The sequence below is a fragment of the Bacillus spizizenii TU-B-10 genome, assembly GCF_000227465.1.
Lineage (GTDB): Bacteria > Bacillota > Bacilli > Bacillales > Bacillaceae > Bacillus > Bacillus spizizenii.
In genome coordinates this window covers 3890064-3901536 of the sequence record NC_016047.1, presented here as the reverse complement: position 1 = coordinate 3901536, position 11473 = coordinate 3890064, and the positions used below count along the sequence as shown (strand labels likewise).

Sequence of the window (11473 nt, the reverse complement as noted above, 5' to 3'; positions counted from 1 at the left end):
GCGCAAAAAACTGAAAAGGAAGCGAGCTTCACGTGTCATCTTGAACTTGGTTCATGTATAATAAACATTAGTGATTTTCCGATGAAAATGTAAGGCGGGATAGAATGAGTCGATATAAGAAGCAGCAAAACCCCTTTTATCAGGGGGATTTGATTTTTATATTTGGTGTGTTTTTTATTATAAGCGTAGTATCAATTTATGCTGCCGGTCAATTTGGGCAGTATGGGAACACGGATTGGATACAGCAAATTGTCTTTTATCTTTTGGGAGCTATTGCGATTACAGTTCTGTTGTACTTTGATTTAGAGCAACTTGAAAAGTTAAGTTTATATATTTTTATCATAGGTATTTTATCTTTGATTATTCTTAAGATCAGTCCTGAGTCCATTGCACCGGTCATTAAAGGAGCAAAAAGTTGGTTTAGGATTGGGAGAATAACAATACAGCCCTCAGAGTTCATGAAGGTCGGTTTGATTATGATGCTTGCTTCAGTCATCGGAAAAGCCAATCCTAAAGGAGTTCGGACGCTTAGGGATGATATTCACCTCTTATTAAAGATTGCGGGTGTCGCAGTTATCCCTGTTGGCCTTATCCTGATGCAAGATGCAGGGACAGCAGGAATATGTATGTTTATCGTTCTTGTCATGATTTTCATGTCGGGTATAAATTGGAAACTGATAACGATCATTGCTGGTTCAGGTATCTTATTCATTTCACTTATTTTATTAGTCATAATAAACTTTCCTGACGTTGCTAAATCAGTTGGGATACAGGATTATCAAATTAAGCGGGTCACTTCTTGGGTTTCAGCTTCTAATGAGACGCAGGAAGATTCAAATGACAGCTGGCAAGTTGATCAAGCCATTATGGCAATAGGATCTGGCGGCATTATAGGAAATGGTATTTCTAATTTAAAGGTTTATGTTCCAGAAAGTACAACTGACTTTATCTTTTCTATAATAGGTGAGTCATTTGGCTTTTTAGGCTGTGCGATTGTCGTCATTATGTTCTTCTTCTTAATCTACAGGCTTGTCGTTCTGATTGACAAAATACATCCGTATAACCGTTTCGCATCTTTCTTTTGCGTTGGTTTTACGGCGTTAATAGTGATCCATACATTCCAGAATATCGGAATGAACATCGGTATTATGCCTGTTACCGGGATTCCGCTGCTGTTTGTCAGCTACGGGGGAAGCTCGACGCTTTCCACGCTAATCGGCTTCGGGATTGTGTATAACGCAAGTGTGCAGCTGACGAGATACAGAAGTTATCTCTTTAATTCTTAATATGAAGACAGCCTTGGCAGAGGCTGTCTTTTTTATTAAAGAGCATTTCGCTTTTGAGTTCACTATTTTTCGGATATGATAAATAGAGATAAGGAGGTTCTTGTGATGAATAACACAATCGAAACCATTTTAAATCATCGGTCGATCCGGTCTTTTACTGATCAGCTTTTGACTGCTGAAGAAATTGATATATTAGTGAAAAGTGCGCAGGCTGCGTCTACGTCCAGCTATGTGCAGGCGTATTCGATTATCGGGGTTTCCGATCCTGAGAAAAAACGTGAGCTGTCTGTGCTTGCCGGAAATCAGCCTTACGTTGAGAACAACGGGCACTTTTTTGTATTTTGCGCGGACTTGCACCGCCACCAAAAACTGGCTGAGGAAAAAGGCGAAAATATTTCTGAGCTGCTCGAGAATACGGAAATGTTTATGGTCAGCTTGATTGATGCAGCGCTGGCAGCGCAAAATATGAGCATTGCCGCTGAATCTATGGGGCTTGGCATTTGCTATATCGGCGGCATTCGGAATGAACTGGACAAGGTGACAGAGGTGTTGCAAACGCCTGACCATGTGCTTCCGCTTTTCGGTCTGGCAGTAGGCCATCCTGCAAACCTATCCGGCAAAAAACCGAGATTGCCAAAGCAGGCTGTCTATCATGAGAATACGTATAATGTAAACACAGATGATTTCCGCGAAACCATGAATGCGTATGACCAAACCATTTCTGATTATTATAGAGAAAGAACAAACGGAAAGCGGGAAGAAACGTGGTCTGATCAGATTCTGAACTTTATGAAGCAGAAACCGCGTACCTATTTAAATGACTATGTGAAAGAAAAAGGCTTTAATAAAAACTAAAGCAAACCTCTCCGCTTCGGAGGGGTTTTTATGTTTCACGTGTAACATATTCCGACAAATAGAGACATGTTATCACAAATAAATGGCGAATGATCGGGAAACACTGATAAGCAGTGTGAGCGGCTTTGGAGAAAAAATAAGGGATCAGTGATACGATGAGGATGAGGTGGTAGGGATGATTTCATTGAGTATATTAGATCAATCTCCAGTATCAGAGGGCAGCAGTACAGAAACAGCCTTACAGCAAACCGTTGCACTTGCACAGGCTGCTGAGGACCTTGGATATAAGAGATTTTGGGTTTCTGAGCATCACTTTTCAAGGCGGCTGGCAGGGTCAAGCCCTGAGGTGCTAATCAGTCATATAGCAGCGAAAACGAAGCGAATCCGTGTTGGATCAGGCGGAGTCATGCTGCCGCATTACAGCGCTTATAAAGTAGCTGAGAATTTCCGTGTGCTGGAGGGGCTGACACCGGGAAGAATTGATCTTGGGGTTGGCAGAGCACCGGGGGGAATGCCGATTGCATCATGGGCGCTGAATGACGGAGGAAAACGCAATGCTGATCAGTATCCGCAGCAAATCAAGGAACTGACTATGTATTTACATGATTTGGCGGATGACAAACACCGTTTTCCGAATCTGACGGCTGCGCCGCATATTTCTACCGCGCCGGATGTGTGGCTGCTCGGCTCATCTGGAGAAAGCGCACTGCTCGCCGCTGATTCAGGCGCTGGCTATATGTTTGCCCACTTTATCAATGGAGAGGGCGGAGAGGATACGGTTAGACAGTATAAGAGACGATTTAAACCGTCTGTGTTAGGAGACACAGCCCGAGCGGCAGTCGCTGTTTTTGTTCTTTGTGCTGACACGGAGGAGAAGGCAGAGGAGCTTGCGGCAGTGCTTGATTTTACGCTTTTGGCAGGGGAGCAGGGCATTCCTTTAAAAGGAGTTCCTTCGTATGAAGCTGTTCGGGAAAATACGTACTCCCCCTATGAACAGAGACGAATTGCGGATAACCGAAATCGAATGATTGTCGGCACGAAAGAACAGGTTAAGGAGCAGCTGTTAGCTTTGAGTAAGGCGTATGGAACTGAGGAAATCATGGCGGTGACCATTACGCATCATTTTGAAGATAAGCTCCGTTCTTACCGCTTGTTGCAGGAAGCATTTGCCAATTAATCTGAAAAAAGCCCTGCCGATTCGGCAGGGCTTCTTATTATTCAACGGTAAAAGGCTCTTCAGTCAGAATCTGGCTTGATTTGCCTTTGTTTGCGGCATAGGCGAGCAAGTAATATTCTCCGGCAGGAAGTTTGGTTCCGCCATTGATCGTGCCGTCCCAGTCAAAGTATTGATAGCCCTTATCTTGATTTTTATAAATGCCGGCTTGGCCTGCAAAATCAAGGTTGCTGTCATAGACGAGGAATGCCAGCTCTTCTGCTCCTGAAGGAAGGTAGGTTTCAATTTGATAGGTGCCTTGTACAGACCCTTCGCTGACGGAGACAGATGTTACTCTCGGATAATCCGGCTCTTTAACAATTAGCAATGTAGGTACCTTAGCGACGGTTTTTCCGCCTTCTCTGACGATAACCGTTCCTTCATAGGTGCCAGCTTTTGTTTTCTTAGTATTGACTTTTACTTTTGCAGTGGCTTTTCCGGTTTTATGTGCCGGAATCACAACACGGCTTGTGCCGGATGTGGAGATGCCGCTGCTGTTAAATGAGTATTCAAGTGTGTATGACTTTCTAATGGAAGATTGGTTTTCAATCGTAAACGTTTCTTTTTTCGTTTCGTTTCCGCTTTCCTTCAAGAATGTACCGTATGAATAGCTTCCAGGTGAGACGAGCGAGTCGGCTTTGATCGCGTTCATGATTCTCGCGCTGCCTGCACCTTGGGCGTTATGAGGATACACTTCTCCGTCGCCATCCTTTAAGGTGACAGCGGTATTCATGATGGCGGCTTTGATCTGTTCAACGCTCCACTTTGGTTTGGCTTGTTTGATAACGGCAACCGCTCCGGCAATATGAGGCGATGCCATGCTGGTTCCTTGTTTTGATCCGTACCCGTATGGGTTGTTAGGATCGTGTGTCGGGATGGTGCTGACGATATTGACGCCTGGTGCGGAAATATCAGGCTTAATCATCCACGTATCCATAACAGGGCCGCGTGATGAGAAATCAGCCACTTGCTCACCGAGCGATTTTGAGACCGTCAACTTGAATGTTGTTTTTGTCTCACCAGCTTTTATGGCGCTGACGAGTTTCTCACCGTCTTCTAATGAAAGCTTAATCGTTGGCACAGACATGCCTGGCACATTGGATTCAATTTCTCCAGTGAGGTTGTTATACACAACCATGCCGATGGCGCCGGCTTTTTTAGCATGATCCGCTTTATCCACAAATGCAATGCTGCCTCGTTTGACAACGGCGACTTTTCCTGTCAGATCTTTTCCTTCAAAGTCCTTTGCTTCGCCGATTCCCGCTTCAACAAGCTCAATTTCTTTGTTATTGAGCGCCTTGACATCGTCCTCTTTGTTATAGCCCATCACTTTTGCTGAAGAGTAGGAGCCGAAAGTGACGGCATATTCGTTGAGCGGCAGCTGGGTCGCACCGACAGAAATCGCTTCTCTTGATGTGCCAGGTGATCCGACTGTCCAGCCGTTCGGTCCGCTGTTGCCGTTTGACGTAACAGCGACAACGCCTTCTGACATGGCCCAGTCAAGCGCTGTGCTTGTCGCCCAGTCCGGGTTGTTTAATGAGTTTCCGAGAGACAGGTTCATCACATCTGCTCCGTCCTGTACAGCACGTTCCACGCCGGCAATGACGTTTTCTGTTGTGCCGCTTCCGCCAGGACCTAACACGCGGTAAGCGAGAAGTGTGGCATCAGGCGCAACCCCTTTAATCGTTCCGTTTGCGGCCACAGTTCCGGCTACATGTGTTCCGTGGTCAGTTGCTCCGCCTCTCGGATCACCTGTTGGTGTTTCTTTTGGATCGTAATCATTGTCTACAAAATCGTATCCTTTATATTGTCCGAAGTTTTTCTTCAGATCAGGGTGATTGTATTCAACCCCGGTATCAATAATGGCCACCTTGACGCCTTTTCCTGTGTAGCCTAAATCCCATGCATCGTTTGCTCCGATATACGGCGCGCTGTCATCCATTTGCGGAGATACGGCGTCCTCGGAGATCGTGACGTCTTTATCCTTTATATTGTCTGTTTTGTATGTGACGTTCGGGTATACTGCCTTAACGTCTTTTACCGCGAGAAGTTTTGGAATCTCATTAGCTGGGAGCTTCATAGAAAAGCCTGAGAAAACCTGCTCATATTCCCGGTTAACTTTCCCGTTTTTCACCGCTTTGAGGGCTTTGTTTTTTGCTGTGGTGCGAGCGGTTTTTAGCTTGCTTTTCGTTTGGCTTTCTCCCGCTTCCTTCGCCTCTGCCAAGGATTTTTCTTTTAATTCCACGATAACGGTTGTTTTTTTGCTTGTTGTCGTGTCGATATCACCGAATACCTCGGCTTTTTCCAGGTCAGCCGACGTTTTTGAAGAAGCCGGAGCTGCCTGTACTCCTGTCATACCTGTGGATAACGCAAAAAATACAACAAAACTTATAAGCAGAAAGCGAATGATCCCCTTTTTCAATGTGTTTCCCCCTTTGTGTTTAGAAAAAATGTTATAGATCTAGTATATATTTCTTGAAAATTCAAAAAAATCCTTGTGTCATTTGGACCATTTATTGGATTTTGTTTGTGTATAAGGAAGGAGTTATACACAGAACCCTGTGTATAAGTGAATAAACCTGTGTATATATATAGTTGGGAATATATGTTCTTATACAAAATATAGATAGGGTTTGTGGACATGTGGATATCTATTGTGATTAAGTTGTTCTTATCTTTGGGATAACTTGTGTATAAAGTTTTTAAAGCAGTTCTCCAATTTTCATTTCATTTCTTTCAGCTTTCAACAAAACTTCTAAAAACTAGTTGGTTTTTTCACTCATATTGTGACAAAGAATTCTCTTTCCGCAGTCTATTATAGAGTCATGAGTTTTGCTAGAGCCGCTAGTTTGCGAGAAAAGAAATCGGCCGTCTTTTCCCGTGGGCTGCGGCTGAGAAAACGGGCTGCTAAAAGGCTGCCTGCCAAAAAGAAGCGGAGGGATGTTTTTCTATGAAACGTTTGCTTGTATCTTTACGGGTGTGGATGGTCTTTTTAATGAACTGGGTGACGCCGGACAGAAAAACTGCGGCTGCCGCAGTCTATTCGGCTCAGCGTACATACCAAAGAAAAGCGGCGGTGCAGGCCGCGGGACTTGTTTCGTTTTATGAGTGGCGGATGGCTGTGAATGAGGAAGAAAAGCAGAAAGCGAAAGCCGCCGCGCTTTATAAAAGAAGATGTTTGCAAGCCTTCAAGGAATCGCCAAAGCAGGAGAGAGCTGGCCCGCATCTTTACATGGCGGTCAAAAGGAGGTAAAATCCCAGTCAAAAGCTAATTGGCGGGAGAGATAGCCTCTTGAAAATCTATAAAGTACTAAACAACAATGCGGCTTTGATAAAAGAGGATGATCAGGAAAAAATCGTGATGGGGCCAGGGATCGCTTTTCAAAAAAAGAAAAATGACCTCATCCCTATGAATAAAGTGGAAAAGATCTTTGTCGTGCACGACGAGAATGAAAAGTTTAAACAAATTCTGCAAACGCTGCCGGAGGAGCATATTGAAATAGCTGAGGATATCATCAGCCATGCGGAAGGAGAGCTCGTGGCGCCGCTGAGCGACCACATTCATATCGCGCTTTCTGACCATTTGTCCTTTGCGATCGAAAGGATTCAAAATGGGCTGCTTGTGCAGAATAAATTGCTGCATGAGATAAAAGCGCTCTATAAAAAAGAATACGAGATCGGCCTGTGGGCGATCGGACATGTAAAAGAGACATTGGGCGTGTCTCTTCCTGAAGATGAAGCGGGTTATATTGCCCTTCACATCCATACGGCGAAAATGGATGCGGAGAGCATGTATTCAGCGCTGAAGCATACGACCATGATCAAAGAAATGATAGAGAAAATAGAACAATACTTTAATCGAAAGGTGGATGAAAACAGCATTTCCTATCAACGCCTTGTCACGCATTTGCGATACGCGGTCAGCCGGTTGGAATCAAATGAAGCGCTCCATCGTATGGACGAGGAGATGCTTTATTTCATCCAAAAAAAGTATTCATTTGCCTATCAATGTGCGCTGGAGCTGGCGGAGTTTTTGAAAAGTGAATATCAATTACATTTGCCGGACTCCGAGGCCGGTTATATCACGCTGCATGTCCAGCGTCTTCAAGATCTCTCGGAATAACCGCTTTGACTTGCAGGGAGTGATCTCTGGAAGTTTTTTTATTTATCGGGATTGAGCGTGTAGTACATCCAGCCCATCATTACCATTCCCGCGGTCAGATTGCCGAGCGTAACGGGAATTAAGTTTCTGACTGCTCCCATTACTGTCACTGTATCAGGGTGCTCGATCAAAAGTGAGATGGCGAATGTGCACATATTGGCAATGCTGTGTTCAAAGCCGGAAATAAAGAAGCAGAAAACGAAAAGCATCATGGCAAACAGCTTTGCTCCTTCCCCTTTGAGAGACATCGGAATGAAAAAGGCGAGGCACACAAGCCAATTGCACAGCATTCCTCTGAAAAACAGTTCGGAAGCGGGCGGCTCCATTTTGTGCTCTGCCAGATGAATCAAAAAGGAATGAACAGAAGCCTCCTCAAAAAGTCCTGTCGCGCTGATCAGAATGGCAAATAGAATGGCGCCGATCAAATTGCCGGCATAGCTTGACATCCATAGGTACAGAGTGTCGCGCCAGCGGATTTTTTTTCGGAGCGCGGTATATGTGAAATAAAAGGTGTTGCCGGTAAATAAATCTCCGCCCCCGTAAGCAATCAGCAGAATAGCGGCCCCGAATGTGACGGCGGCTGCCGGAAAAGCAAACGGAGAATCCGCCATAGAGAAATAGCTGCCTGTTTTGCTTGCGGCTGTAATGCCGAATCCGATAAACATGCTGGCCAAAATGGATCTGAGCACATAACGGATTTTGCTAGAAACAAATATGTTTTGTTTGTTCAAAGCGTACTGTTCAACCTTTTGCAATGCTTGAGTTTCCATTGTCTTTTTCCTGCTTTCTCTGTGGTTGAGCATAGTATAACATGATATTGTGAAATGTTTCACAAATAATTTTTACGAATTTTTGTCTAAATGTTTTATCAAACTTTTTAACTAAAAAAATAGTTGACGAAAACGCTGTCATGATTTATGATGAAAGCGTATTCTCAATCTAAATAAGCGGGATTGTGACTGGTAAAGCAGGCAAGACCTAAAATTTGCGTAAATGAAAAAGGATCGCTGTGTCCTTTATTCGTTGGCGAATTTTAGGTCTTTTTTGTTTAAATAAAAGGGGGAGAAACAGATGGATTACAAAGAGACTGCCAAACGCCTCATTGAACTTCTCGGGGGGAAAGATAACATTATCAGCGCGGCTCATTGTGCAACAAGACTGCGTTTAGTGATGAAAGATGAATCAAAGATAGATCAAGCACAAGTAGAAGAGCTTGATGGCGTAAAAGGCGCTTTCAGCAGCTCTGGCCAGTACCAGATCATTTTCGGAACAGGCCTTGTCAATAAGGTGTACGATGCTTTTTCTAAGGAAGCCGATACTGAGCGTGAAGAACACGTAAATCATCAGGATGCAGCAAAAGAAAAACTGAATCCCGCTGCGAGATTTGCGAAAACGCTTTCTAATATTTTCGTTCCAATCATCCCGGCTATTGTGGCCAGCGGCCTATTAATGGGATTACTGGGTATGATCAATGCGTTTCATTGGATGAGCAAGGATTCTGCACTGCTGCAGCTGCTCGATATGTTCTCAAGTGCGGCATTTATTTTCTTGCCGATTTTAATCGGGGTCAGTGCTTCAAAAGAGTTTGGCAGCAACCCTTACTTGGGAGCGGTCATCGGGGGTATCATGATTCATCCGACGCTTTTGAATCCATGGGGTTTGGCGGAAGCAACACCTGATTATATGCATCTTTTCGGATTTGATATCGCGCTTCTCGGCTACCAGGGAACTGTTATCCCTGTCCTGTTGGCGGTTTATGTGATGAGCAAGGTAGAGAAATGGACAAGAAAAGTGGTTCCGCATGCGGTAGATTTGCTTGTTACACCTTTTGTTACAGTGATTGTCACCGGGTTTGTCGCTTTTATCGCGATTGGTCCTTTGGGCAGAGCACTTGGCTCCGGCATTACGGTTGCTTTAACTTATGTATATGACCATGCCGGTTTTGTTGCGGGTCTGATTTTCGGGGGCACGTATTCACTCATCGTGCTGACAGGTGTTCATCACAGCTTCCATGCGATTGAGGCAGGGCTTATTGCAGATATAGGCAAAAACTACTTGCTGCCGATCTGGTCAATGGCGAATGTCGCACAGGGCGGGGCCGGCCTTGCCGTTTTCTTTATGGCGAAAAAGGCAAAGACAAAAGAAATCGCGCTTCCGGCTGCATTTTCCGCTTTTCTCGGCATTACTGAGCCAGTTATATTCGGAGTCAATCTTCGCTACCGAAAACCATTTATCGCCGCGATGATCGGAGGCGCATTGGGCGGTGCATATGTCGTCTTTACACATGTTGCTGCAAACGCTTACGGGTTAACGGGTATTCCGATGATCGCTATTGCGGCGCCGTTTGGCTTTGGCAACTTGATCAACTATCTGATTGGAATGGCGATTGCGGCAGTGTCAGCGTTCATTGCAGCGTTTATCATGAAAATTAATGAGGATGAGGGGAGAAAAAAATGACAGCACATGATCAGGAGCTTCGTCGCCGGGCTTATGAAGAAGTGGAGAAAAATGAACCTATTGCTAATAGCGATCCGCACCGCCAGCATTTTCACATTATGCCGCCGGTTGGTCTGCTGAATGACCCGAATGGCGTGATATATTGGAAGGGCAGCTATCATGTGTTTTTCCAGTGGCAGCCGTTTCAGACGGGGCACGGCGCGAAATTCTGGGGACATTATACGAGTCAGGATGTTGTGAATTGGAAGCGGGAAGAGATTGCGCTCGCTCCAAGTGATTGGTTCGATAAAAACGGCTGCTACTCGGGCAGCGCTGTCACGAAAGACGATCAGCTCTATCTGTTTTACACAGGCAATGTCAGGGATCAGGATGGGAATCGGGAAACGTATCAGTGCCTTGCTGTATCTGACGACGGATTGTCCTTTGAGAAAAAAGGTGTCGTCGCCCGCCTCCCAGAGGGATACACGGCGCATTTTCGCGATCCGAAGGTATGGGAGCATGAAGGCACATGGTTTATGGTGATCGGTGCGCAAACGGAGAATATGCAAGGACACGCTGTGTTGTTTGCTTCTGATAACCTGACAGAGTGGAGGTTTCTCGGCCCGATAACCGGCGCGGGCTTCAACGGGTTGGACGATTTTGGGTACATGTGGGAATGCCCTGACTTGTTTTCCCTTCAGGGGTCCGACGTGCTGATAGTCTCGCCTCAAGGGCTTGAGGCTGATGGTTTTCGTTATCAGAACGTGTATCAATCAGGTTATTTTGTCGGACGTCTCGATTTTAACAAGCCTGAACTGAAGCATGGTGATTTTACGGAGCTTGATCAAGGCTTTGATTTTTATGCGCCGCAAACACTTGAAGATGATCAAGGAAGGCGGATTTTGTTTGCATGGATGGCTGTGCCTGATCAGGATGAAGGGTCTCATCCGACGATTGACTATCACTGGATCCACTGTATGACGCTGCCGAGACAGCTGACGCTATCAGGGCAGAAGCTGATTCAGCAGCCGCTGCCTGAGCTGAAAGCCATGCGCAGGAATGAGAAGAACATACAAATCAACATGCATGGATCATCTGGTACGCTTCCAGTTGAAAACCCTGAAAGAACTGAGATTCTGCTGGAAGACATTCATACGGAGTCTGGCTTTTCAATCAGTATCCGCGGAACGGCTACGTTTTCCTTCCAAAAAGACGAGGGGATTGTTACGCTGGAACGAAAGAGCTTTGACGGAAAAAGAACAGAAGCGAGACATTGCCACATCAAGGATTTGCATACCGTACACATGTTTCTCGACGCGTCATCTGTGGAAATCTTTATCAATAACGGAGAAGAGGTCTTTAGTGCGAGATATTTTCCTTTCCCGGGAAATCAAGAAGTAACAGCCAGTTCGACCGGGAAATCTAAAATGAACGTCGGAATTTGGACACTTATGTAGAAAATACTTCTATTTTCTTATGTGAAATCTGTGCCATCTGTGCTATTCTTCAACGATAACCTAT

The 11473-nt window shown here is 45.1% G+C and carries 9 protein-coding genes; 7 read left to right on the top strand and 2 right to left on the bottom strand.

Annotation, left to right across the window (positions count from 1 at the left end):
• Window positions 1-104 precede the first annotated feature (104 nt).
• The 3 genes from rodA to GYO_RS41565 all read left to right on the top strand — a co-directional run bounded on the left by rodA (window position 105) and on the right by GYO_RS41565 (window position 3318).
• A complete protein-coding gene (gene rodA, locus GYO_RS41575) occupies window positions 105-1286 on the top strand; it encodes a cell shape-determining peptidoglycan glycosyltransferase RodA (protein WP_014115617.1) in 1182 nt (393 codons plus the stop codon).
• 105 nt (window positions 1287-1391) lie between these two features.
• Window positions 1392-2141: an oxygen-insensitive NADPH nitroreductase gene (nfsA, locus tag GYO_RS41570; protein WP_014115615.1), complete on the top strand. Its 750-nt coding sequence runs from the start codon at window positions 1392-1394 to the stop codon at window positions 2139-2141.
• Window positions 2142-2316: 175 nt separating this feature from the next.
• Window positions 2317-3318, top strand: coding sequence for an LLM class flavin-dependent oxidoreductase (locus GYO_RS41565; RefSeq protein ID WP_014115614.1), 1002 nt, complete (start codon window positions 2317-2319; stop codon window positions 3316-3318).
• 37 nt (window positions 3319-3355) lie between these two features.
• Here the strand turns inward: GYO_RS41565 and vpr are convergent, their stop codons facing one another.
• Window positions 3356-5776, bottom strand: coding sequence for a serine protease Vpr (vpr, locus tag GYO_RS41560; protein WP_014115613.1), 2421 nt, complete (start codon window positions 5774-5776; stop codon window positions 3356-3358).
• Window positions 5777-6304: 528 nt separating this feature from the next.
• On the opposite strand from vpr, the gene GYO_RS41555 reads away from it, so the two are divergent.
• Entirely contained in the window at window positions 6305-6607 is a 303-nt protein-coding gene (locus tag GYO_RS41555) for a hypothetical protein (RefSeq protein ID WP_003222155.1), read from the top strand.
• A gap of 39 nt (window positions 6608-6646) precedes the next feature.
• On the top strand, window positions 6647-7477 hold the full coding sequence (gene sacT, locus GYO_RS41550) for a sac operon transcriptional antiterminator SacT (RefSeq protein WP_014115612.1): 831 nt from the start codon (window positions 6647-6649) through the stop codon (window positions 7475-7477).
• Window positions 7478-7515: 38 nt separating this feature from the next.
• Here sacT and GYO_RS41545 read toward each other — a convergent pair whose 3' ends face one another.
• A complete protein-coding gene (locus GYO_RS41545) occupies window positions 7516-8286 on the bottom strand; it encodes a formate/nitrite transporter family protein (RefSeq protein WP_014115611.1) in 771 nt (256 codons plus the stop codon).
• A 301-nt stretch (window positions 8287-8587) separates the two neighbouring features.
• On the opposite strand from GYO_RS41545, the gene scrA reads away from it, so the two are divergent.
• Together scrA and sacA are read left to right on the top strand one after the other, a co-directional pair.
• A complete protein-coding gene (scrA, locus tag GYO_RS41540) occupies window positions 8588-9973 on the top strand; it encodes a PTS system sucrose transporter subunit IIBC (protein WP_014115610.1) in 1386 nt (461 codons plus the stop codon).
• Window positions 9970-11409 (top strand): sucrose-6-phosphate hydrolase, encoded by a 1440-nt coding sequence (gene sacA / locus GYO_RS41535; RefSeq protein WP_014115609.1) that lies wholly within the window; start codon window positions 9970-9972, stop codon window positions 11407-11409. The genes scrA and sacA overlap by 4 nt, the downstream gene beginning before the upstream one ends.
• Window positions 11410-11473: the final 64 nt, after the last annotated feature.

Bases quoted from the DNA above. Each gene is read 5' to 3' on its own strand.
- rodA (WP_014115617.1), top strand. From the start codon at position 105: ATGAGTCGATATAAGAAGCAGCAAAACCCCTTTTATCAGGGGGATTTG.
- nfsA (WP_014115615.1), top strand. From the start codon at position 1,392: ATGAATAACACAATCGAAACCATTTTAAATCATCGGTCGATCCGGTCT.
- GYO_RS41565 (WP_014115614.1), top strand. From the start codon at position 2,317: ATGATTTCATTGAGTATATTAGATCAATCTCCAGTATCAGAGGGCAGC.
- GYO_RS41555 (WP_003222155.1), top strand. From the start codon at position 6,305: ATGAAACGTTTGCTTGTATCTTTACGGGTGTGGATGGTCTTTTTAATG.
- GYO_RS41545 (WP_014115611.1), bottom strand. From the start codon at position 8,286: ATGGAAACTCAAGCATTGCAAAAGGTTGAACAGTACGCTTTGAACAAA.
- scrA (WP_014115610.1), top strand. From the start codon at position 8,588: ATGGATTACAAAGAGACTGCCAAACGCCTCATTGAACTTCTCGGGGGG.
- sacA (WP_014115609.1), top strand. From the start codon at position 9,970: ATGACAGCACATGATCAGGAGCTTCGTCGCCGGGCTTATGAAGAAGTG.